The sequence below is a fragment of the Microbacterium testaceum StLB037 genome (genome assembly GCF_000202635.1).
Classification (GTDB): Bacteria; Actinomycetota; Actinomycetes; order Actinomycetales; family Microbacteriaceae; genus Microbacterium; species Microbacterium testaceum_F.
Genome location: NC_015125.1, coordinates 822,496 through 842,650 on the forward strand (window position 1 = coordinate 822,496; position 20,155 = coordinate 842,650).

Genomic DNA, 20,155 nt, shown 5'->3' on the forward strand with positions numbered 1-20,155 from the left:
GCGCGGTGGCTACAGCTTGGTGATCGGCGCGATCTTGATCAGCAGCTTCTTCGGGCCGACGGTGTCGAAGCGCACGTGCGCGACGCGCTTGGCGCCCTCGCCCGTCACGGCATCCACGCGCCCCTCGCCGAAGTCGTCGTGACGGATGCGATCGCCGGACGCGAGCACCATGTCGCCGTTGTCGCGCACCTTGGCGGGGATGCGGTTCGGGAACTTGCTCGGGTCGGCCGGTGCGCGCTTGGGCAGCGGGACGAGGTCGTCGCCGTAGCGGCTTCCGCCGCCGGGCTGGCCGGGACGCCGGCCGCGCGCGTTCAGGGCACGCGACTGCGAGCCGCCGCGGCCGTTGACGTCTCCCGGCGACTGCCGCCAGTCGATGAGGTCGGCGGGGATCTCTTGGAGGAACCGGCTCGGCATCGCGACCGTGACCTCGCCGAACTGCGCGCGCGTCATCGCGAGGGACACGTGCAGGCGCTTTCGGGCGCGGGTGATCCCGACGTAGAACAGACGCCGCTCTTCCTGCGGCCCGCCGGGCTCATTCGCCGAAATCCGGTGCGGGAGCAGGTCTTCTTCGACACCCGTGAGGAACACCGCGTCGTACTCGAGGCCCTTCGCGGTGTGCAGGGTCATGAGCGAGACCGACCCGGATGCGTCGTCGAGGTCATCGGCATCCGCCACGAGGGTCACCTCGGTGAGGAAGTCGATGACCGTCCCCTCCGGGTTGTTCCGGGCGAACTCGCGCGTGACCGCGATGAGCTCGTCGAGGTTCTCGAGGCGCGCTTCGTCTTGCGGGTCTTTGCTCGCGCGCAGCGCGTCGAAGTAGCCGCTCTTGTTGAGCAGCAGCGTGAGTCCCTCGGTGACAGAGGTGGAGGGGGCGAGTTCACCGGATGCCGGGAGCATGATCGCCGTGGCCTCGGTGAGCACCGCGTCGAGCTGATCGATCGCCTTCTGCAGCTTCGGACCGACACCGATCTGTGCCGAATTGGCGAGGGCATCGCGAAAGGTGATGTCGTGCTCGGCGGCATAGCGCGCGATCGCCGTCTCGGTCACATCGCCGATGCCGCGGCGCGGACGGTTCAGGATGCGGCGGACCGACATGCCGTCGGCCGGGTTGGCGACGGCCACGAGGTAGGCGAGCGCGTCTTTGATCTCGGCGCGCTCGTAGAACTTGGTGCCGCCCATGATCTTGTAGGGCACCGCCGAGCGGATGAAGATCTCTTCCAGCGCACGCGACTGCGAGTTGGTGCGGTAGAAGACCGCGATGCCGGAGTAGTCGACGCCCTTCTTGTGCAGGGCTTCGATCTCGTCGGCGACGAACTGGGCCTCGTCGTGCTGCGAGTAGCCGGTGAAGCCGATGATCGGGTCACCCGCGCCCACATCGGTCCAGAGCTTCTTGTCTTTGCGGTCGAAGTTGTTCGAGATGACCGCGTTGGCCGCCGACAGGATGTTCTGCGTCGAGCGGTAGTTCTGCTCGAGCAGCACGACCTTCGCGCCCGGGTAATCGCGCTCGAACTCGCTGATGTTGCGGATGTCGGCACCGCGGAAGGCGTAGATCGACTGGTCGGAGTCGCCGACGACGGTGAGGGATGCCGCACCCCCGTCGGTCCCTGAGCCTGTCGAAGGGTCGGCGTCGAAGATCATCATGCCGCCCGAGGAGAACGGCTCGGCGTCGGACCCGACGGGCCGCGTGAGTTCGTGGATGAGCGCGTACTGCGCGTGGTTGGTGTCCTGGTACTCGTCGACCAGGATGTGCCGGAAGCGCTTGCGATAGCGGTCGGCGACCTGCGGGAAGGCGCGGAAGAGGTAGACCGTCTGCGCGATCAGGTCATCGAAGTCGAAGGCGTTGGCCCGCTGCAGCTCACGCTGGTACGACGAGAAGATCTCGACGAAGATGCGCTCGGCCGGGTCGCTCATGTTGGCCGACCGGGCGTACGACTCGGCGTCGGCGAGCTCGTTCTTGAGCTTCGAGATACGACTCTGCGTGCCGGCCGGCGTGAGGCCGAACGAGTCGCCCTCGTGCTCCTTCACGAGACGCTTGATGAGCGCCCGCGAGTCGCCGGAGTCGTAGATCGTGAACGCCTTCGTGAAGCCGAACTGCTCGGCCTCACGGCGGAGGATGCGCACGCAGGCGGAGTGGAACGTCGAGATCCACATGCCGTCGGCCTTCTGACCGATCAGCTGGTGCACGCGCTCGCGCATCTCGCCGGCAGCCTTGTTGGTGAAGGTGATCGCGAGGATCTGGCTCGGGTAGGCCTCGCGCGTGCGCAGCAGCGAGGCGATACGCCGGGTGAGGACGCTCGTCTTCCCCGAACCGGCACCGGCCACGATGAGCAGCGCCTGTCCGCGATAGGTCACGGCCTCGCGCTGGGGGCCGTTGAGCCCCTGAAGGAGGTCGGCGTCGGGGCGGGCATCCGACGGTGCGGGACCGCCGACGATCAGGGGCGTGGAGGCGTCGGTCATGGCGCGTCCAAGTCTAGGCGGGGGCTCCGACATCGGCCTCGCCCCTTGGCATCCGGAGTCCTCCCGCCATGATGGAGGCATGCGCCTCATCCTCAACGTCCTGTGGCTGGTCCTGTCGGGCTTCTGGCTCTTCGTCAGTTACATGCTCGCGGGGATCGTGCTGTGCATCCTCATCGTGACGATCCCGTGGGGCATCGCGGCGTTCCGCATCGGCCTGTACGCCCTCTGGCCGTTCGGCCGCGAGATCGTGGCGAAGCCGACGGCCGGGGTCGGGTCGTTCCTGGGCAACGTGGTGTGGGTGATCCTCGCCGGGTGGTGGCTCGCCCTCGAGCACATCCTCACCGGGATCGCGCTGTGCGTCACGATCATCGGCATCCCGCTCGGCATCGCCAACTTCAAGCTCGTGCCGGTGTCGCTCATGCCGCTCGGCAAGGAGGTCCGCGACATCCGCCGCGGCGGCCCGTTCGACCGCACCCTCGGGAGCTGACTAGCGGGACGAGCGGTCGGCGGCTCGCTGAGGGAGAGCGAGCAGGATGCCGACGATCGTCACGACCGCGCCGACGACGGCGGCCGCGACGACGGCCTCGGTGGGGATGTCACCGTCTCGGGCGCCGGTGAGTCGCGCGAGATCCCAGGGCAGCACGCCGATCTGCTCGTTCCACGAGCGCAGGGCGTCGCCCGCCCCCACGATCGCGATCGTCGCCGAGGGCAGGGCGTACGCGACACCCATTCCCGCCAGCGCGACACCGGTGGCGCGTCGTCGTCCGAGCTGCGGGCGCAGTGACCAGCCGGCGACGACGAACACCCAGGCGAGCAGGGCGAACGCGAACGCGAGATAGAGGACGCGCACGAGAGGCATCGCCCACAGCACGGGCCAGATCCCCTCAGGACCCGACAACGAGATCACGGCGAGAGCGACGACGCACCGCAGCACGAGCGCTCCGCCGACCGCGGCGATGATCGGCCACGGCGAGCGCCTCCCGAGCAGGAGGCGCACGACGATCGCGAAGAAGAGCCAGCCGATCACCGCGAGGGCGGCGCCCCACAGCCCGTCACGAGGGGTCTGCACGACGCGCGTCGCGACGAGGACGCCGGCGGGGACGACGATCATCAGCCAGCGGTCGAGCGGGAGGAGACCGAGGCTCGATTCCGCCGCCCGCCAGGGCCGGGTCGAGGCGACCCAGCTCGCGCGGGCGGCGGCGGCACCGGGTCGACGCACGAGGCGCGTGCGCGCCGCGACCATGCCGACGATGAGCCAGCCGATGCCCAGCACCAGGAGGATGCGCGCGAGCCACTCGGTCGTCGAGTCGACCTCGATCGGCGTCCGGGCGTACGGGTCGACCAGCATGGCCAGGATGCCGCCCGACACCAGGAGTCCCCCGGCGACGATCAGGGCCAGGATGCCTCGCCCCGCCGCCGTCGCCATGCACCTACGTTACACAGCGCTTGCGGGTGCTCCGATCGAGGGTCACCCGCGGTCGTGAAGGGTGACGTGGTAGCCGTCGGGATCGGCGAAGGTGAAGGTGCGACCGAAGGGTCCGTCGATCGGCGCCATGACGATGCGGTGTCCATCGGCGACGAGGGCGTCGTGGATGTCCTGGACGCCCGTGGCATGGAACCACAGGGCGACGCCGAGGCCGGGCTGCGCGATGGCATCGAGGTCGGTGCCCTCCACGAGGTCGCGCAGCGCGAAGGCGGTCGGGGTGGTGGTGAAGACCACGGCGTGCGGCGGCCCCGCGGGCGACCGCTCGAGGCCGAGGTAGCGCTCGTAGAACGCCTGCGAGGCGGCGAGGTCGCGCACCTGAAGGGAGAGGAAGTCGGGTCCGGTGACGGGCATGCGGTGCTCCTTGTGTCAGTTATCTGACATGAACTCTATGTCAGAATACTGACATGACGCAAGAGCGCATCGATCTGGACACGTCCCTCGGCTATCTCCTCAAGGAGGCGGCGAGCGCCCTTCGGGCGGCGATGGAAGATGTGCTCCGCCCCCTCGGCATGACGATCACGCACTACTCCTGCCTCGAGTTGCTGTCACAGCGCCCCGGTCTCTCGAACTCCGACCTCGCTCGAGGCGCCTTCGTCACCCGGCAGTCGATGAACGTCCTGCTGCAGTCCCTCGAGCGGGACGGCATCGTCACCCGCCCGGACGCCGCGCCCGTCGGCAAAGCCCTTCCCGCTCGGCTGACCGCGAAGGGGCGCCGCTCCCTCGAGGAGGCGAGCGCGGCCGTGCGCTCGGTCGAGCGACGAATGCTCGGCGGAATGACCGAGGCGGAACAGACGGCGGCCCTTCGCGCGCTGCGCTCGATGGTGAGGTCCCTGACGAGCTAGTGCCCCGTTGGCGGATTGTGTAACAATCCATGCATGCTTCCCGCCCTCGCGATCCTCGCCGCGGCACTGTGCTTCTCCACCACCGGGACGGCACAGGCGCTCGCCGGCGTCGACGCCTCTCCCCTCGCGGTCGGGGCGGCGCGGATCGTCGCGGGCGGCGGCATCCTGGGTCTGCTCGCCCTCGCGCGGCGTCCGCGCACGCCGGCCCCCACCGGATCGCGCCTCTCGACCGCCGCCCTCATCGCCGTCGGGGCGGTCGGCGTCCTCGCCTATCAGCCCCTGTTCTTCCTCGGGACGCGCGAGAACGGCGTCGCCATCGGCACGGTGGTCGCCCTCGGATCGGCTCCGATCGCGACGGGGATCGTGGATGCCGTGCGCTCGCGCCGCCTCCCTTCCCCGCGCTGGATGCTCGCCACGGCCATCGCTCTCACCGGCGTCGTGCTCGTGTCCGGGGTGACCGGCGGCGCGGTGGCGCTCGCGCCGGGCGGCCTGCTCGCCTCCGCCGGGGCGGGAATGTCGTACGCCCTCTATACGGTGTGCGGAAAGGCGCTGATCGAGAGGGGGTGGAACTCCACGCGCGTGATGGGGACGGTGTTCGGCGTCGCCGCCGTCGCGAGTCTGCCCGTGCTGCTGATCGCCGGGGCGTCGTGGCTGGCGACCCCGAACGGCCTCGCCCTCGCCCTCTGGCTCGGACTCGTCACGACGACGCTCGCGTACCTCCTCTTCGGGTGGGGCCTCGCGCGCCTGACGGCCGTCACCGTCTCGACGCTGACCCTCGCCGAGCCTCTCGCGGCCACCCTCCTCGGCCTCTTCGTGCTGCACGAACACCTCACGCCCGTCAGCGCGATCGGCCTCGCGCTCATCGCGGTCGGCCTCGCCGTCGTGTCGGTTCCGTCTCGTCGACGTGAGGAGGTTCCGGATGCCACGGCCCCCGCGTGACTCCCCCGTCGGCGCTGCGTCGGCAGCCCACGCACCCGGCCCCCGCGCCGCGGACCTCGTCGCGGATGCGGTGCGCGCCGGCATCCTCTCCGGCGAGCTCGCCCCCGGAACACCCCTCCGCGAGGAGGAGCTGAGCGCGACACACGGCGTCTCGCGGCACACCGCCCGCACGGCGCTGACCCGTCTCGCCGCCGAACGGCTCGTCAGCGCGGAGCCGTACCGCGGGGTGCGGGTCTCGCTGCTCGACGACGACGCGCTCGTCGCCCTGCAGCAGCTGCGCTGCGCCCTCGAGACCGAGGCGGTGCGGATCGCGCGGGATCGTGGCATCCGTCCCGCCGATGTCGACGCGGCTCTCGACGCCCTCGCCGACGCCGAGGCATCCGGCGACTGGCCCGCCACGCTCGACGCGCACGCGCGAGTGCACCTCGCGCTCGTGGACGCGGCGGGCAGCCCGCGGATCGCCGAGGAGTACCGCCGGCTCGACTCCGAGATGCACCTGCTACTGACGCACGTGCGGCCCGCTTACGCGCCCGGGGCCCTGACGGCGGAGCATCGCGCGTACGTCGAGGAGGCGTGGGCTGACCCCGAGCGGGCCGTGCGGGCGCATCTGGACCACTCGACGCGGGCGATCCTGGAGGGTCGGCGCACGTCGTCGCCACACGACGACACATCCGGTCACGATGCGCAACGCCGGTAGGGGGCGCTTCGGCCGCAGGTTAGCGTGGGGACACATCGCGGCGATCCGGGCGGTCCCGGGCCTCGGCTCATAACCGAAGGCGTGGCGGGTTCGACTCCCGCCGTCGCGTCCACTCGTCTCCCCCGGTCGCAACTCTGCCGGGCGCGGCGGCCCGAGCCCCCGGCGCCCCACCCGCTGGCCGAGTGTCCAAAACACCCGGACGCCTCGAGAAATCCTCCGGGTGTCTTGGACACTCGACGCGGGAGACCCCCAGGACGAAGGGCGGCGCGACCGAGCGCGCAGATGCGCGGCCCGCGAACGCTCGTCAGGCCTCCGCCACCACTCCCGCGTCACGCGCCGGCGTCCGGCGCTTGCGCACCTCGCGCAGCACGATCTGCTCGGGGCACACCGTCGAGAGGAAGTCGCCGACCGACAGCGCGAGGCGCTCGCCGACCAGCGAATAAAGGATGCGGTTGGCATCCCGTCGCTCCGAGATCAGGCCGGCTTGACGCAGGACGCCGAGGTGCCGCGAGATCGTCGGGCCGCTGGCGTCGAAACGCGCGGCGATCTCGCCCGCGGCCATCTCGCCGTCTTTCAGGTCCTGGAGGATCTGTCGGCGGGTCGGATGCGCCAGGGCCGCGAAGATGTCGGATGCCGCGTCACTCATGATTCCAATGTAGCACTGAAGCGAAATTGCGTGTAGCTTCCAAGCTAAATAGCAAAGGAGTCATCATGCGAGTAGCCATCACCGGGGGGACCGGCTTCGTCGGACGCCATCTGGCATCCCGTCTCGATCCCGCCGAGACCGTCGTCGTCTCGCGGCGCACGGGTGTCGACGTCCACGACGTCGACGCCCTCGCCGAGGCGTTCCGCGGCTGCGAGGCCGTCGCCCACTGCGCGGGGATCAACCGCGAGATCGGTGATCAGACGTTCCGCCGAGTCCACGTCGACGGAACGCGCGCCGTGATCGAGGCGGCACGGCGGGCGGGCGTGCAGCGCGTCGTGCTCCTGAGCTTCCTCCGGGCCCGACCCGGCACCCGGTCGGGCTATCACCAGACGAAGTGGGAGGCGGAGGAACTCGTCCGCGGCTCCGGCCTCGAGTACACCGTGCTCAAGTCGGGCATGATCTACGGCCCCGGTGACCACATGGTCGATCACGTGAGCCGCGCCGTGCGCACCTTCCCGATCTTCGCCACCGTCGGCTTCCGCGAGCGCCGCGCGCGTCCTCTGCCGGTCGCGGACGCGGTCGATGTCCTCGTCGCCGCCCTCGAGGGACGGATGCCGAACCAGACGGTCGCGCTGATGGGCGCGGAGGAGCTGGAGCTCGGCGCCGCCGTCCGCCGCATCGCGCGCATCGCCGGCGGGCACCCGCTCTACATCCCCGCTCCCGTGTGGACGATCCGCGCGCTCGCCCAGGTGACGGAGTGGCTGATGGTCACCCCCCTCGTCGCGAAAGCGCAGGCGATGATGCTGTCGGAGGGCGTCACCGAAGCAGCCCCTCCGGCCCCGGAGCCCCCGGAAAAGCTCCGACCGTCGCGCCCCTTCAGCGAGGAGAGCATCCGCGAGGCGCTCCCCGACGGCGGCTTCGGGTGGGACGATCTCCGTCTGGTTCGCCGGCTTCGCCGCTGACCCGCACACCTGCCATGCTGAAACCATGACCACCCCCGCGCCCCAGGACGTCTCGATCGGCAGCGACGGCATCCGCCTGAGCCCCTTCCTGAAGTTCGCCGGCATCCTCGACTCCGGCGGAGACGCCAAAGAGGCGATCATCGACGGCTACGTCACGGTGAACGGCGAGGTCGAGCGCCGCCGCGGCCGTCAGCTGCAGGTCGGCGACGTGGTCGGCTTCGAGGGACGCGCCTTCCGCGTGCAGGCCTGACGTCACCGACGCGAAAGGCCCGCCTCCCCACCGGGGAGACGGGCCCCTCACCACGGCATCCCGCGCTCGTGACACGGGATGCCGTCACACCTCAGTGCTCGTCGTAGTGGTCGGCGTGGGCAGCGTGGCGGTGACCGTCGTGCACGTAGTCCACGTGGTCGTCGTGCGGCACGCTCTCGTGGCCGCAGTCGTCGCCGTGCGCGTGCTCGGTCGCCGTGTGCTCGGCCTGGGCCTCGTGCTCGTCGTAGTGGTCGCCGTGCAGCGCGTGGTGGTGGGTGCCGTGCACGTAGTCGACGTGGTCGCCGTGCTCGACGGCCTCGTGGCCGCAGTCGTCGCCGTGCGCGTGCTCGTCGACGGTGTGCTCGGCGTGGGTTTCGGTGGTGCTCATTGTTCGCTCCCCTGGTGGTTCGGTTCCTGGACGTGGGCGATCGCATCGAGCACGACGTGCGCGACATGCTCGTCCGCGAGGGCGTAGCGGATCTCCTTGCCCTCGCGTTCCGAGTTCACCAGGCCCGCCTGCCGTAGGGTCCGCAGGTGCTGCGACACCAACGGCTGCGACAGCCCGGCCCGATCGGCGAGCGCGCCGACCGTGAGCGGCTCCTGACTCAGCAGCCACACGAGCGCGAGACGCGACTCGTTGCCGAGAATCTTGAACAACTCCGCGGCTTGGTCGAGTCCCGCGATCTTCTCCACATCAGCTAGACGACCACACACATAAACGGATTGCAATGTGTTCAGGTAATCAGGAACGGTTCTCGTTCCCGTTCTCACCGAGACCGTCGTCTCGGGGTCGATCCAGCTTCATCCAGCCGAACATTGCGGCATCCTGAATCTCTTCCGCCCGTCGGCGCCGGAGTACGCGACCGCCGCGCCACGCCATGAGCCCCGCCAGCGCGAGGCCGATCGCGACACCGGTCATCAGACCCCACCACTCCACGCCGCGAGTCTACGAACGACTCAGCCCTGGCGGCCCTTGTACCGCGGGTTGAGCTTGTTGATCACGAAGACCTTCCCGCGTCGGCGCACGACCTGCGCACCCGGTTGCTTCTTCAGGGACTTGATCGAGGCACGGACCTTCATAGCGTTCTCCTTGTTGATAAACGTTCTCAATAACAAGGTAAGGTGTTCCCCGTTCCCTGACAAATGAGAGGTGGATGCCATGAGCCGAACGATCGCGATCATGGGCGTCTGCGCCCCCGAACGCCGGACATACGCCGAACGCACCGCCCTGGCACTGACCCGCCCCCTGCACCTGCTCCGCCACAGCGACCTGCGGGTCGCGCACGCGCTCCCCCTCCCCCGCCCGCGCGCGGACGACGAGAACGTCGTGGTCGACCTCGGCACCGATGTCGACCTCATCCACGCGATCGCCGCGCGCGGCGGTCCCGAGGCCGAAGCGATCTGCGTGGTCGACGCGCGGCACATGATCGGCGACCTGCTCGACGACGCCCGGCTGGTGGCATCCGCGCGTGCCGGCGATCCCCGCGGAGACGTCGGAGCCCGCGCGCGACAGGGCGCGCTCGCCCTCGAGCTCGCCACGCGCATCGTCTGGGTGAACTGGGAGCAGGTGCCGACGTCCGCGCTCGCAGTCCAGATGGCGCTGGCCTCGCACCTCAATCCCCGGGCGGTGGTGCGCCTGTCGCGCGACCCCCTCAGCGATCTCGCCTCCGGCGGCACGCACCAGGGCGAGATCCTCGAGCGGGCCGGGTGGGTCCACGCCCTCAACGAGGAGCACGACCCGTACATGCGCGACAACCGGGTCATGACGCTCCGCTACGACCAGGTACGCCCGTTCCACCCCGGTCGGCTCTCTGCCGCCCTCGATCGGCTCGACGGCGGCGCAGCCGGACGCCTCGTCCGGTCGGCCGGATTCTGCCGCCTCGCCACGCGCCTCGGCATCCTGGCGCGGTGGGAGCACGTCGGCTCGTCGATGTGGCTCGAACCGATCGGCGCCGACGACGGGCGCATGGGCCTCGGCCAGGAGATCGCTTTCACCGGACTCGACCTCTCGGCCCCGCGCCTCGCGCACATCCTCGACGGCGCGGCCCTGACCGACGCCGAGTTCGCCGCCGGCCCGTCGTCGTGGGCGTCCTTCGACGACCCGCTCCCCGCTTGGCCCGCGGTGCCGTCGTCGATCCCGGATGCCACCGACTGACGGCATCCGTCCGGTCCACGCCGAGGCGGCGCGAGGCCCCCGCAGCAGCCGCTGCCCGGAGCCCGGCCCCTGGCACCTCGCGCCGCCGAGCGCAAGGCGGTCGACCGCGACGCGTCGAGGGCGGAACGTGGATGCATGAGCACTCCTGACATCCCCTCCCGCCACGCCGACGACGCCCGCGCCGACTCGGCCGCCCCCACCGATGCCGTGACCGACGAAGTGCGCGAAGACGCCGCCGAGGCGGAAGAGCACGTCGACCTCGCGGACGACACCGGTGACGCGCTCGACCAGGGTTTCCCCGCGGCCGAGGGTCACGCCTGACGGCGGGCGCCCGACGACGGAGCGCCCCGCCGCGCCGTCACGCGATACGCGTCCCCGGCGGCAGGCGCTTCGCCGGGGTGCGCGTGCGCGCGATGCCCCACGTCAGCAGCCCCGCCGCGATGATCAGCTGCACGAGCAGCCCGACGAACCAGCTCGGGACCGTGCCGTCGAGCTGGTCTTCCGGTGTCTCGTTCGACCATGACGCGTCCGGCGCCGCGCACCCGTCGAACCGCGTCTCCGTTTCCGGCGCCTTCTGCGCGAGGCGGACGCTATAGGAGATCTGCGAGAACAGGTCTCGCGGGTACCCGTCGACGTAGGTCGGGGGCGTGGCATCCGCCAGGATCACGAACGGATTGGCGGCGAGCACCCACCACACACGGTCGAAACGCGGCACCTCCGAGGTGTACCGGTTTTCGACGCACGGGAGTTCTTCGTAGGACGGGCAGCCGGTGTCCCGGGGCCAGAGTCCGGGATCGCACCCCTCCGGTGCGGCGCTCCAGTCGAAGTCGCGCGTGATCGACACCTGCTCGCTCCGTACTGCGAGACCGCCGAGCCCGAAGGCGATCAGGGTCCCGATCGTCAGGGCCGCGATGACAAGGTACGTGCTCGCAACCGAGAAGATCGGCCGCGCGACGACGGCGCTGAAGCCCACACCGATAGCCGCGACGACCCCGACCTCCAGAACCAGGATGCCGAGAGAGGCGAGGATCACGCCCGGGTTCAGCCCGCCGGCCGCGGTGGCGACCACCAGGAACGGCGCCGCCACGACGAGGAACGCGAGGCCGGAGATCCACGCGGCGAGGAACTTGCCGATCACGATCTCGGCCGTCGTGACGAGGGTCACCTGGACGGGCGCGAGGGTCGCGGCATCCCGATCCCCGTTCAGAGCGCTGCCGCTGAGGGTCGGAGACACCAGCAGCACCAGCAGCATGACCAGCATGATCACGAGCGAGAAGAACCACTCGTTGCCCCCGCTGGCGAGTGCGAAGGACGCGAACGACAGAGCGAGGACGGCCATCAGGATGACGAAGAACACCCCGAGCAGCACGTACCACCCCACGGAGCGCACGCGCTGACGGAGTTCGATGCCGATCACTGTGCCGAGACGGTGGAGGTTCATGCGGGGCTCCCCTCGCCGCCGGGACCGACCCTCAGATCGAGGAAGGCGTGTTCGAGGTCTCCCACCGCGGGGGCGAACTCGACGACCGGAACGCCCGCGCCGACCAGCGCGCGGAGCCCCGCGACGGCGCCCGCCTCATCGGCGAACGGCACGAGCAGGTCGCGGCGATCAACCCCGATCTCGTCGGGGGCGCGGCCGAGCGCCGCTGCGACGTCCGCGCGACCCGCCTCCGCCCCGCGGGACAGATCGGCGAGCAGCCGCACCCGCCACGACCGCGTGCGCGTCGCCGCCGCGGCGACGCGGTCGGCCCCGACCGTGCGCCCCTCCATCATGAACACCGCGTCGTCGACGACCTCTTCGAGCTCGGACAGCACGTGGCTGGAGATGAGGATCGTGCGGCCTTCGGTGGCGAGGCGTCGCAGCAGAACCCGCAACGCGATGCGCGCCTGCGGATCGAGGCCCGAGGCCGGTTCGTCGAGCAGCAGCACGCGCGGGTCGTGCACGAGGGCCCGCGCGAGGGCGAGGCGCTGCTTCTGTCCGCGCGACAGCACGCGCGCCGCGGACCGCGCCAGAGGGGTCAGGTCGACGAGCTCGAGCAGTTCGTCGGCGCGCGTGCGCGCGGCCTCCCGGGGAAGGTCGTACAGCTGAGCCGTCGCGACGAGGACCTCGCGCGCGGTGAGGCTCGGCCACGCGCCCAGGGAGTCCGGCATCCACCCCAGAAGTCGGCGCGCACCCGCGGGGTCGGCGATCGGATCGACACCGCCGATCCGCATCTGCCCGGCGTCGGGCTGCAGCAGTGACGCGAGCATGAGCATCAGCGTCGTCTTGCCCGAGCCGTTCGGGCCGACGAGCCCCGTGACCCGCCCCGGCGCGGCCGTGAACGTCACGTCCGTGACCGCCTGAACGGCCCCGAACGAGCGCCGCACCCCCGCTGCGTCGATCCCCACATCCATGGCCCCACCCTAGAGGGGCCCTCCGACATCGCCTCGGGATCGCGGTTCCCCACGCCGCGAGCGCCCGAGAGTCTGGCTGGAGAAAAGGAGATTCAGGATGCCGCGAGCGCGCGGCCGAGGGCATCGCCCGACGTCCACGCGGTGCGCACCGCGGAGCTCTCCCCCCACGCGTCCCCGCAGGCGGACAGGCCGGGCGAGCGGAAGAACGGCCGGCCCGTCGTCGCGGCCGGACGCGCGAACGTCCACCGGTGCGCGAGAGCGGAGGCGGGTTCCGCGTCGATCCGCAGGAGCCGACGCGTGGCGGCCACCACCGGAGCGATCGCCTCGTCGGGGGCATCGAGGTGCTGCCGCGCGCGGTCGGCCGTCGTGTGCACGACGAGCACCGGCGCCCCGTCGCCGCGCCGGTCGCCGTCGTCGGCGAGGAACGACACGTCGGCGTCGCCGTCCGCGAAGGCGCCGTGCAGGTCGGCCGGCCACCGCCGCTCGTCCCACCGCAGCACGACGGCGATCACCGGTTCCCAGGCTGCCCCTTCCCCGAAGGGGACATCGGCGAGGCGGGCCGCCTGCGGCTCCGGCATCGCCAGCACCACCTCGCCCGCGGGCTCGCCGTCCACGACGGACGGCTCGACCCGCGTCACGGTCCGCTCGGACACGACGTCGAGTCCGTCGGCGAGATCGAGGGCGAGCGAGCGCGACCCGAGCGGCGCGGCCCACCTCATCGGCCCGGGCTTCGTCGACGGGTTCCCGTCCGCATCGACGACGACGAAGGTGTCGGTCCAGGGTCGAGCGAGGTCCCGCTCCTCCCAGTCGGCGACCACATGCCCGAACCGTTCCGCCTCGCCGACGACGAAGTACGACGCTCCCAGGTCGACCGGACGCCCCTCGATCGTTCGGCTCGACAGACGCCCGCCCACCCGGCGCCCGCGATCCAGAACGCGCACCGTCTTCCCGGCATCCTGAATCGCCCGCGCGCACGCGAGCCCGGAGATTCCCCCGCCGACGACCGTCACGTCCACTGTCATCCCGTCATCCTCGCGCGGCGGGCACGACACCGGGCCGGGGTTGCGGTCCGTCGCTCAGCCCGCGAAGACCTCGACACCGAGGTCGGGATGATCGACGAAGACCCCGTCGAGCCGCGCTTCGCGGAGCACCGCCCACTCGGCGCGGAAATCACCGAACACGGCACGGCCCCCGTGTCGGCGATACCCCGGGAGGAGGAAGGTATTCTCCGGGCGGCATGTCCACGTGAAGACGCGCAGACCGCGTGCCTGCGCCTCCGCGACGAAGCGGGCGGGGCCACGCGCCCGCCCCAGACGCCCGGGGTTCAGAATGAGCCTCTTGTCGGGGCTGATGCCGTCGACCTCGCGGGCGAGGGCATCCAGACCGGCGGGCGTGAGCATCGACGCGTAGGTCGCGGCATCCGTCCCGTCGCGCTCCCGCAGGTCCCACGGCACGCCGTCCGACTCGATGAGTTGGACGAGGGGAGCCCGGATGCCGAGATCCCGCAGTCGTGCCAGCACCAGAGGCTCGAACGACTCGATGACCAGCGCGGGGTCGTCGAGCCAGTCGGCCGCGCGGAGCTCGTCCCGCACGAGCGCGGCCATATCGAAGCCCTGGGCGGCGAAGGTCGCCGCGTGCTTGATCTCCAGGACGACCCCGACGCCCCCGGCCCGGGCGAGGTCGAGGACATCGCGGAGACGCAGGACCTGCTCGGTGTCGTCGAACGCGGCGCTCCGCGGGCGGAGGGCCGGAATGCGTTCGCGGCAGCGGAGGGTGCGGAGCTCGTCCCCGGTGAAGTCCTCGACGAACCACCCGGTCAGCCGCTCGCCGTCCACGACCTTCGAGGTGCGGCGCGCGGCGAATTCGGGGCGCGTCGAGACATCCGTGGTCGCGCCGATCTCGTTCTCATGACGGACGACCAGGACGCCGTCCTTCGCGGGCACGACGTCGGGTTCGACGGCATCCACTCCCGAGGCGATCGCGAGTGCATAGGAACTCGCCGAGTGCTCGGGACGGTATCCGGGAGCCCCTCGGTGACCGATGATGAGCGGGCGGTTGAGTGGCACCCGCCCACGGTAGCGACGACGGGTGAACGACTCTCTCGCTCATAGCAGAATCTCAGTCATCACAAGGACTCTCGCACCCTGCTCGGCTAGTGTTGTCTGACAGCACGGTGCTGTGATGACCATCATTTGGAGTGTGAGTCCCCGTGGCCCTCAACAACCCGGCATTCAATACCCCGGCGTTCCAGGACCCTCGTGCCGGCGCCCAGACCCGTTACAGCCCTCCCGCGGCCCCCGCCGCCGGCGCTGCGGCCGCTGCTGAGGCGGCCAACCTCGAGGGCATGTACACCGCCCCCGCGGCGGGTGCCGTCGAAACCGATCGCATGACGATCGAAGACACCGTTTTCAAGACGCTCGCTCTGTTCGGCGTGCTCGTCGTCGGCGCCGTCGTCGGCTGGATCTGGTCGATGGCCGGCGTCAGCGTCGCGAACCCCAGCCCCAGCGCCGCCCCGATGATCGTCGGTGGCCTCGTCGGCTTCGTGCTCGCGATGGTCGCGATCTTCAAGAAGAAGCCCTCCGTCCCCGTCTTCCTCGCCTACGCGGCGTTCGAGGGGCTGTTCGTCGGCGGTATCTCGGCGTTCTTCGAGTTCATCTACCCCGGCATCGTCATCCAGGCAACGCTCGCGACCCTCTCGGTCGTCGGCGTGACCCTCGCCCTGTTCGCCAGCGGCAAGGTGCGCGCCTCGGCCCGCGCGACGAAGATCTTCCTGATCGCCATGGTCGGCTACATGGTCTTCGGCCTCCTCAACATCGTCCTGATGCTGTTCAACGCCCCGATCGCCGGTGGCGCGTTCGGCATGTACAGCACCATCAAGATCCTCGGCATCCCGCTCGGCGTGATCATCGGTGTCGTGGTGGTCATCATGGCCGCGTACTCGCTCGTGCTCGACTTCGATCAGATCCAGCGCGGCGTGCGCAACGGCGCGGCTCGTGTCTACGGCTGGGTCGGCGCCTTCGGCATCATGGTCACCGTCGTGTGGCTGTACGTCGAGATCCTGCGCCTGATCGCGATCCTGCGCGGCAACAACTAACCACCCTCGTTCGAAGGGCCGTCCCGCTTCGGGGCGGCCCTTCGTCGTTCCCCTGCGCGGCCCGCGGCGCCCGCTCCCCCGGTTGAGTGTCCAGAACACCCGGAGACTTCGAGAATTCGTCCGGGTGTTTTGGACGCTCAACCCCCAACGGGCGACCCGCGCGGCACCCCGCAACCGGGCCAGAACCCGGCCCTGGCCCCGGGACGCAAGGGGCAGTGCTCGCGCGCGACGCCGGGCTAGCCTCGCGCCATGAGCCCCGCGAAGACTCCCCCTGAGATCCTCGACATCGACGGCCACGAGGTGCGCGTCACCAGCCCCGACCGGGTCGTGTTCGCCGAGCCCGGCCTCACGAAGCTCGACCTCGTGCGGTACTACCTCGCCGTCGCCGAGGGAGCCCTGCGCGGCGCCGGCGGGCGCCCCATGGTGCTCAAGCGCTTCTCGAAAGGCCTCGACCAGGAGCCGTTCTTCCAGAAACGCGTCCCCGAGAACCATCCCGCCTTCATCGACACCGCAACCCTGCATTACGCCTCCGGCACCTCCGCCGAAGAGACGGTGATCCGGGATGCCGCGGGCCTGGCGTGGGTCGTCAACCTCGGCTGCCTCGACCTCAACCCGCACCCCGTCCGCGCGGAGGACCTCGACCACCCCGACGAGCTGCGCGTCGACCTCGACCCCATGCCCGGTGTCGACTGGGCGCAGATCGTCGACGTCGCCTTCATCGCGAGGGACGTGCTCGAGGACCACGGGCTCGTCGGGTGGCCGAAGACCTCCGGCTCCCGCGGCCTCCACATCCTCGTGCGCATCCGCCCCGAGTGGGACTACGCCGACGTGCGCCTCGCCGCCGAGACCCTCGCCCGCGAGGTGGAGAACCGCGCGCCCGGGCTCGCCACCGCCCGCTGGTGGAAAGAGGAGCAGGGCGAGAGCGTGTTCGTCGACTTCAACCAGAACGCCAAGGACCGCACGGTCGCCTCGGCGTACTCGATCCGCGCGCTCCCCGGTGCCCGCGTCTCGACGCCGCTCACGTGGGACGAGGTCCGCGACCGCCGCCCCGAGGAGTTCACCGTCCTGGCGGTCCCCGAACGCTTCCGCGCCATCGGCGACCCGCACGCCGGCATCGACGACGCCGCGGGCTCCCTCGACGCCCTCCTGGCTCTCGCGAAGGAGCTCGGCCCGGCGGAGAAGCCCCCGCGCGGATCCGACGGCTCGGGCCGCCGCGCCTCCACCATGCCGCTCATCGAGGTCGCGCGCACCAAGACGAAGCCGGAGGCGCTCGACGCCCTCGAGACCTGGAAGAAGCGGCATCCGGACGCGACAGCCGCGCTGCACCCCGCCGACGTCATGGTCGACGGCATGCGCGGGTCGAGCTCGCTCTGGTACCGCGTCCGCGTGAACCTGCAGCACGTCCCGGATGCCGAGCGCCCCGCGCAGGAGGAGTTGATCGCCGACTACGACCCCTGGGCGGGTCGCTCCGCGTCCTGATCCGAGGTCAAGGAGGCCACGATGTGACGCATTCCGTAGGCGAAGGCGTCGTCGAGGTCACCCCCGAGACGGAAGGCGCCCGTCAACTCCATCGTGATGAACCCCACCGCCCACGAGGTGAGCAGCCGCGCCGCGTCGAGCGCGCGCTCGGGGCCGACGACGGCCGAGGTCGCGCGGAGCACGGGCTCGCTCGTCGCCGCAAGACGCTCGGGGTCGATCGACGACGCGAACAGCAGGCGGAACGCTTCCGGCCGCTCCTGACCGAAGCGGCGGAAGACGGTGAGGAGTTCGCCGAGGTCGCCCCCGGCATCCGTCAGTCGACGAGTCAGCTCGTCCGCGGTGGCGATCCCGACGAGACCGAGAAGCGCCTCCCGGTCGCGTACGCGCTTGTACAGCGAGGGCGCCTTGACCCCGACGGCCGCCGCAACCGCCTGCATCGTGACGGCGGCCGGACCACCGCTCTCGAGCAGACGAGCCGCCTGCGCGACGATCTCCGCGAGCGACGTTCGTTCTGGTGTCGGCATCGGGCCTCCTCATGGCTACACAGATAAGCTATCATGGCTATTACTCGTAGCCATGCCGCGAAAGGCCACCCCATGCGACTCGCCCCCTCCCTCCACCGCCTCGGCAACGACATCGTCGCCTCCTACCTGATCGCCACCCCCGCCGGCATCACGCTCGTCGACGCCGGCCTCCCCGGCATGTATGCCGATCTCAGACGAGAACTGGATGCCATCGGCCGCCCGCTCGACGACATCCGCGGGGTGATCCTGACCCACGGCGACAGCGACCACGTGGGCTTCGCCGAGCGCCTCCGCCGGGACCACGGCATCCCGGTCTTCATCCACGCCGCTGACGCGGATCGCGCTCAGGGCGGCGACAAACCGAAGAACCCCGTCGGCCCGATGCGGATCGGGCCGCTGGTGAGCTTCGCCGCGTTCGGCATCCGCAAGGGCATGCGTCCGCAGTGGCTGACCGAGGTCGTGAGTATCGACGGCGACACGACGCTCGACCTCCCGGGCGCGCCCCGGGTGATCTCGATGCCCGGGCACTCACCGGGCAGCGTGGCCGTCTTCTCTCCCGAGGTCCGCGCCGTCTTCGTCGGAGACGCCCTGACGACCCGTCACGTGCTCACCGGCCGGACCGGCCCCGGGCCCGCCCCCTTCACCGACGACCCGGCCGAAGCCCTGAGGTCTCTGGCGCGCATCGCCGATCTGGATGCCGACTGGGTCCTCCCCGGCCACGGGCCGGCGTTCCGCGACTCTCCGGCCGCAGCCGTGCGCGCGGTCCGCGAGGCCGCGGGCGCCTGAGCTCAGCGGCGACGGGGACGCGACAGGGCTTCGGCGCACGCCGCCACCAACGTCCTCATCGCTCGCGCGGGACTCAGGGTCGCCGCCGCGTCCACGGCCTCCGTCGACAGGCGCTCCCGCATCTCGGCATCCGTCAGCACCCGGACGAGGGCGGCGACGAGCGCGTCCTCGTCACCGTCCGGGACCAGGATGCCGCCACCGGCGGCCAGCATGTCGCGCGGTCCGTAGCGGATGTCGTAGGCCACCACGGGGGTGCCGTGCGCGAGGGCTTCGGCGAGGGCGAGCCCCTGTCCCTCGAACGCCGAGGTCGTCAGGTACACCGCGGCGTGATCGAGCACGGCCCCGGGATCGTTCGTGAGACCCGGGAGGGAGACGGCATCCGTCAGTCCGAGCTCGGCGATCAGCGTCTCGAGGTCGCCCCTCTGGGCGCCGGCTCCCCAGAGTTCGAGTCGCGCCGCGGGGACCTCGGCGACGACCCGGGCGAAGGCGCGGATGGCCGCGGGGAGACGCTTGCCGGGGGCCAGGCGCCCGAGCACCACGACGCGGCCGGGGTCGCGGTCCGCCGCAGCGACGACCGCATCCGGCGCGCGAACGGCGTGCGGAGCGACGAGGTCGTTCGCGGCGGTCCCGAAGCGCTCCCGGACGTCATCGCGCTGCTGCACCGTGGGCCACAGCACCGCGTCGAAGCGCGGGGAGATGTCGAACCAGCGCCGCCAGAGGGGGTTGAGGGCGGAGTCTGCGCGATAGGGAGCTTCGAGGTGGATCGTGTGGACCGTGTGCAGGATGCGCACGCCATCATCGCCCCACCCGACGATCAGCTCGCCGAGCTGCCGCGACTCGCAGATGACGACGAGGGGCCGGGGGTTCTCCGCGCGCAGCTGCGCGCCGACGTGTGTGAGCCACGCGCGGTAGAGCGCCCCGAATCCGGCGATGACCCCGACGGGCTCGCCCGCGGCATCCCGGATCACGATCGGCGCGGCCGTCAGGTGCCAGTCCGGGTCGATGACGTTCGGCAGCGACACCGCGCCACCGGCGACGTCGCGGTACTCCAGCGCGGGATCGGCGTAGCCCGGCGCGGCCGCCGCCCGCAGCCACTCCGCGGCCCCGCCGTCGGCATCCACCGCGTCGTCGAAGAGATTGCGGAAGACCTCGGATGCCGCGACCGCCCCGCGCTCGACGAAGGTCGCGCGGTGCTGGGCGTGCGCGTCGGGGCTCCCCGGATCGACGGTCAGAAGAAGCGGTTGCGCCCCCGCCTCGGTCATCTGCCGCGCACGCGCGAGGGTCGAGATCGTGTAGCCCCCGTCGAGGTCGGGGATGAGCCTGCTCGACAGAATCAGGTACCAGGCGTCGGGGAAGTCGATCACGCCCCCATCCTCCCCCGGCTTCCCGGCACCCGCGTACCCGGGTTCGGGGCGTGTCCCTCCCTTCGGGGCGCGCCCATCCC

The 20,155-nt window shown here is 71.0% G+C and carries 25 protein-coding genes and 1 tRNA gene; 12 read left to right on the top strand and 14 right to left on the bottom strand.

Going from position 1 to position 20,155, the window contains the following annotated elements:
• Nucleotides 1–9 precede the first annotated feature (9 nt).
• Nucleotides 10–2,457: an ATP-dependent helicase gene (locus MTES_RS03755; protein WP_043360981.1), complete on the bottom strand. Its 2,448-nt coding sequence runs from the start codon at nt 2,455–2,457 to the stop codon at nt 10–12.
• 79 nt (nt 2,458–2,536) lie between these two features.
• Between MTES_RS03755 and MTES_RS03760 the strand changes: the two genes are divergently transcribed.
• The gene (locus MTES_RS03760; RefSeq protein ID WP_013583863.1) at nt 2,537–2,944 is read left to right on the top strand and encodes a YccF domain-containing protein; all 408 of its coding nucleotides are present in this window, start codon (nt 2,537–2,539) and stop codon (nt 2,942–2,944) included.
• Here MTES_RS03760 and MTES_RS03765 read toward each other — a convergent pair whose 3' ends face one another.
• Nucleotides 2,945–3,883, bottom strand: coding sequence for a hypothetical protein (locus tag MTES_RS03765; protein WP_013583864.1), 939 nt, complete (start codon nt 3,881–3,883; stop codon nt 2,945–2,947). It abuts the gene before it with no gap.
• Between the two features lie 42 nt (nt 3,884–3,925).
• Nucleotides 3,926–4,294: a VOC family protein gene (locus tag MTES_RS03770; protein ID WP_013583865.1), complete on the bottom strand. Its 369-nt coding sequence runs from the start codon at nt 4,292–4,294 to the stop codon at nt 3,926–3,928.
• 53 nt (nt 4,295–4,347) lie between these two features.
• On the opposite strand from MTES_RS03770, the gene MTES_RS03775 reads away from it, so the two are divergent.
• From MTES_RS03775 to MTES_RS19205, 4 genes are all read left to right on the top strand, one after another.
• On the top strand, nt 4,348–4,785 hold the full coding sequence (locus tag MTES_RS03775; RefSeq protein ID WP_013583866.1) for a MarR family winged helix-turn-helix transcriptional regulator: 438 nt from the start codon (nt 4,348–4,350) through the stop codon (nt 4,783–4,785).
• A gap of 33 nt (nt 4,786–4,818) precedes the next feature.
• Nucleotides 4,819–5,724, top strand: coding sequence for a DMT family transporter (locus MTES_RS03780; protein ID WP_013583867.1), 906 nt, complete (start codon nt 4,819–4,821; stop codon nt 5,722–5,724).
• Nucleotides 5,705–6,421 carry a GntR family transcriptional regulator gene (locus MTES_RS03785; RefSeq protein WP_013583868.1) on the top strand — a complete coding sequence of 239 codons (717 nt, stop codon included), beginning with the start codon at nt 5,705–5,707 and terminating at the stop codon, nt 6,419–6,421. Before MTES_RS03780 ends, MTES_RS03785 begins: the two co-directional genes overlap by 20 nt.
• Before the next feature lie 36 nt (nt 6,422–6,457).
• Nucleotides 6,458–6,533: transfer RNA gene (locus MTES_RS19205), tRNA-Met, on the top strand.
• A 192-nt stretch (nt 6,534–6,725) separates the two neighbouring features.
• On the opposite strand, the gene MTES_RS03790 is transcribed toward MTES_RS19205, so the two are convergent.
• Entirely contained in the window at nt 6,726–7,067 is a 342-nt protein-coding gene (locus MTES_RS03790; protein ID WP_013583869.1) for a metalloregulator ArsR/SmtB family transcription factor, read from the bottom strand.
• A 65-nt stretch (nt 7,068–7,132) separates the two neighbouring features.
• Between MTES_RS03790 and MTES_RS03795 the strand changes: the two genes are divergently transcribed.
• Both MTES_RS03795 and MTES_RS03800 read left to right on the top strand, forming a co-directional pair.
• Nucleotides 7,133–8,029, top strand: coding sequence for an SDR family oxidoreductase (locus MTES_RS03795; protein WP_013583870.1), 897 nt, complete (start codon nt 7,133–7,135; stop codon nt 8,027–8,029).
• Nucleotides 8,030–8,054: 25 nt separating this feature from the next.
• Nucleotides 8,055–8,279: an RNA-binding S4 domain-containing protein gene (locus tag MTES_RS03800; RefSeq protein ID WP_013583871.1), complete on the top strand. Its 225-nt coding sequence runs from the start codon at nt 8,055–8,057 to the stop codon at nt 8,277–8,279.
• A 91-nt stretch (nt 8,280–8,370) separates the two neighbouring features.
• Here the strand turns inward: MTES_RS03800 and MTES_RS03805 are convergent, their stop codons facing one another.
• The 4 genes from MTES_RS03805 to ykgO are packed head-to-tail and all read right to left on the bottom strand — an operon-like array spanning nt 8,371 to nt 9,359.
• Nucleotides 8,371–8,667, bottom strand: coding sequence for a hypothetical protein (locus MTES_RS03805; protein ID WP_013583872.1), 297 nt, complete (start codon nt 8,665–8,667; stop codon nt 8,371–8,373).
• A complete protein-coding gene (locus tag MTES_RS03810) occupies nt 8,664–8,972 on the bottom strand; it encodes an ArsR/SmtB family transcription factor (RefSeq protein ID WP_013583873.1) in 309 nt (102 codons plus the stop codon). The genes MTES_RS03805 and MTES_RS03810 overlap by 4 nt, the downstream gene beginning before the upstream one ends.
• Before the next feature lie 49 nt (nt 8,973–9,021).
• Nucleotides 9,022–9,216 (bottom strand): hypothetical protein, encoded by a 195-nt coding sequence (locus tag MTES_RS19210; protein ID WP_013583874.1) that lies wholly within the window; start codon nt 9,214–9,216, stop codon nt 9,022–9,024.
• Between the two features lie 20 nt (nt 9,217–9,236).
• On the bottom strand, nt 9,237–9,359 hold the full coding sequence (gene ykgO / locus MTES_RS03815; RefSeq protein WP_013583875.1) for a type B 50S ribosomal protein L36: 123 nt from the start codon (nt 9,357–9,359) through the stop codon (nt 9,237–9,239).
• 79 nt (nt 9,360–9,438) lie between these two features.
• Between ykgO and MTES_RS03820 the strand changes: the two genes are divergently transcribed.
• Both MTES_RS03820 and MTES_RS03825 read left to right on the top strand, forming a co-directional pair.
• Nucleotides 9,439–10,434, top strand: a complete 996-nt coding sequence (locus tag MTES_RS03820; RefSeq protein WP_043360983.1) for a GTP-binding protein — start codon at nt 9,439–9,441, stop codon at nt 10,432–10,434.
• Nucleotides 10,435–10,569: 135 nt separating this feature from the next.
• Nucleotides 10,570–10,755, top strand: a complete 186-nt coding sequence (locus tag MTES_RS03825; RefSeq protein ID WP_013583877.1) for a hypothetical protein — start codon at nt 10,570–10,572, stop codon at nt 10,753–10,755.
• 37 nt (nt 10,756–10,792) lie between these two features.
• On the opposite strand, the gene MTES_RS03830 is transcribed toward MTES_RS03825, so the two are convergent.
• The 4 genes from MTES_RS03830 to MTES_RS03845 form a co-directional block, all read right to left on the bottom strand.
• Nucleotides 10,793–11,875 carry an ABC transporter permease gene (locus MTES_RS03830; protein WP_013583878.1) on the bottom strand — a complete coding sequence of 361 codons (1,083 nt, stop codon included), beginning with the start codon at nt 11,873–11,875 and terminating at the stop codon, nt 10,793–10,795.
• On the bottom strand, nt 11,872–12,828 hold the full coding sequence (locus MTES_RS03835) for an ABC transporter ATP-binding protein (RefSeq protein ID WP_013583879.1): 957 nt from the start codon (nt 12,826–12,828) through the stop codon (nt 11,872–11,874). Before MTES_RS03835 ends, MTES_RS03830 begins: the two co-directional genes overlap by 4 nt.
• A 92-nt stretch (nt 12,829–12,920) precedes the next feature.
• Complete coding sequence (locus MTES_RS03840) at nt 12,921–13,850, bottom strand: NAD(P)/FAD-dependent oxidoreductase (protein ID WP_013583880.1); 930 nt, start codon at nt 13,848–13,850, stop codon at nt 12,921–12,923.
• 54 nt (nt 13,851–13,904) lie between these two features.
• Nucleotides 13,905–14,894 carry a glycerophosphodiester phosphodiesterase family protein gene (locus MTES_RS03845; RefSeq protein WP_013583881.1) on the bottom strand — a complete coding sequence of 330 codons (990 nt, stop codon included), beginning with the start codon at nt 14,892–14,894 and terminating at the stop codon, nt 13,905–13,907.
• 143 nt (nt 14,895–15,037) lie between these two features.
• Here MTES_RS03845 and MTES_RS03850 point away from each other — a divergent pair, with 143 nt between their 5' ends.
• Together MTES_RS03850 and ligD are read left to right on the top strand one after the other, a co-directional pair.
• Nucleotides 15,038–15,922, top strand: a complete 885-nt coding sequence (locus MTES_RS03850; protein ID WP_013583882.1) for a Bax inhibitor-1/YccA family membrane protein — start codon at nt 15,038–15,040, stop codon at nt 15,920–15,922.
• A gap of 249 nt (nt 15,923–16,171) precedes the next feature.
• Nucleotides 16,172–17,401 (top strand): non-homologous end-joining DNA ligase, encoded by a 1,230-nt coding sequence (gene ligD, locus MTES_RS03855; protein ID WP_013583883.1) that lies wholly within the window; start codon nt 16,172–16,174, stop codon nt 17,399–17,401.
• Here the strand turns inward: ligD and MTES_RS03860 are convergent.
• On the bottom strand, nt 17,368–17,925 hold the full coding sequence (locus MTES_RS03860) for a TetR-like C-terminal domain-containing protein (RefSeq protein WP_013583884.1): 558 nt from the start codon (nt 17,923–17,925) through the stop codon (nt 17,368–17,370). The two genes, ligD and MTES_RS03860, sit on opposite strands and share 34 nt — an antisense overlap.
• Before the next feature lie 72 nt (nt 17,926–17,997).
• Here MTES_RS03860 and MTES_RS03865 point away from each other — a divergent pair, with 72 nt between their 5' ends.
• Nucleotides 17,998–18,711: an MBL fold metallo-hydrolase gene (locus tag MTES_RS03865; protein ID WP_013583885.1), complete on the top strand. Its 714-nt coding sequence runs from the start codon at nt 17,998–18,000 to the stop codon at nt 18,709–18,711.
• A 2-nt stretch (nt 18,712–18,713) separates the two neighbouring features.
• Here the strand turns inward: MTES_RS03865 and MTES_RS03870 are convergent, their stop codons facing one another.
• The gene (locus MTES_RS03870) at nt 18,714–20,075 is read right to left on the bottom strand and encodes a glycosyltransferase (protein ID WP_013583886.1); all 1,362 of its coding nucleotides are present in this window, start codon (nt 20,073–20,075) and stop codon (nt 18,714–18,716) included.
• Nucleotides 20,076–20,155 lie beyond the last annotated feature (80 nt).

Bases quoted from the DNA above. Each gene is read 5' to 3' on its own strand.
- MTES_RS03755 (WP_043360981.1), bottom strand. From the start codon at position 2,457: ATGACCGACGCCTCCACGCCCCTGATCGTCGGCGGTCCCGCACCGTCG.
- MTES_RS03760 (WP_013583863.1), top strand. From the start codon at position 2,537: ATGCGCCTCATCCTCAACGTCCTGTGGCTGGTCCTGTCGGGCTTCTGG.
- MTES_RS03765 (WP_013583864.1), bottom strand. From the start codon at position 3,883: ATGGCGACGGCGGCGGGGCGAGGCATCCTGGCCCTGATCGTCGCCGGG.
- MTES_RS03770 (WP_013583865.1), bottom strand. From the start codon at position 4,294: ATGCCCGTCACCGGACCCGACTTCCTCTCCCTTCAGGTGCGCGACCTC.
- MTES_RS03775 (WP_013583866.1), top strand. From the start codon at position 4,348: ATGACGCAAGAGCGCATCGATCTGGACACGTCCCTCGGCTATCTCCTC.
- MTES_RS03780 (WP_013583867.1), top strand. From the start codon at position 4,819: ATGCTTCCCGCCCTCGCGATCCTCGCCGCGGCACTGTGCTTCTCCACC.
- MTES_RS03785 (WP_013583868.1), top strand. From the start codon at position 5,705: ATGCCACGGCCCCCGCGTGACTCCCCCGTCGGCGCTGCGTCGGCAGCC.
- MTES_RS03790 (WP_013583869.1), bottom strand. From the start codon at position 7,067: ATGAGTGACGCGGCATCCGACATCTTCGCGGCCCTGGCGCATCCGACC.
- MTES_RS03795 (WP_013583870.1), top strand. From the start codon at position 7,133: ATGCGAGTAGCCATCACCGGGGGGACCGGCTTCGTCGGACGCCATCTG.
- MTES_RS03800 (WP_013583871.1), top strand. From the start codon at position 8,055: ATGACCACCCCCGCGCCCCAGGACGTCTCGATCGGCAGCGACGGCATC.
- MTES_RS03805 (WP_013583872.1), bottom strand. From the start codon at position 8,667: ATGAGCACCACCGAAACCCACGCCGAGCACACCGTCGACGAGCACGCG.
- ykgO (WP_013583875.1), bottom strand. From the start codon at position 9,359: ATGAAGGTCCGTGCCTCGATCAAGTCCCTGAAGAAGCAACCGGGTGCG.
- MTES_RS03820 (WP_043360983.1), top strand. From the start codon at position 9,439: ATGAGCCGAACGATCGCGATCATGGGCGTCTGCGCCCCCGAACGCCGG.
- MTES_RS03825 (WP_013583877.1), top strand. From the start codon at position 10,570: ATGAGCACTCCTGACATCCCCTCCCGCCACGCCGACGACGCCCGCGCC.
- MTES_RS03830 (WP_013583878.1), bottom strand. From the start codon at position 11,875: ATGAACCTCCACCGTCTCGGCACAGTGATCGGCATCGAACTCCGTCAG.
- MTES_RS03835 (WP_013583879.1), bottom strand. From the start codon at position 12,828: ATGGATGTGGGGATCGACGCAGCGGGGGTGCGGCGCTCGTTCGGGGCC.
- MTES_RS03840 (WP_013583880.1), bottom strand. From the start codon at position 13,850: ATGACAGTGGACGTGACGGTCGTCGGCGGGGGAATCTCCGGGCTCGCG.
- ligD (WP_013583883.1), top strand. From the start codon at position 16,172: ATGAGCCCCGCGAAGACTCCCCCTGAGATCCTCGACATCGACGGCCAC.
- MTES_RS03860 (WP_013583884.1), bottom strand. From the start codon at position 17,925: ATGCCGACACCAGAACGAACGTCGCTCGCGGAGATCGTCGCGCAGGCG.
- MTES_RS03865 (WP_013583885.1), top strand. From the start codon at position 17,998: ATGCGACTCGCCCCCTCCCTCCACCGCCTCGGCAACGACATCGTCGCC.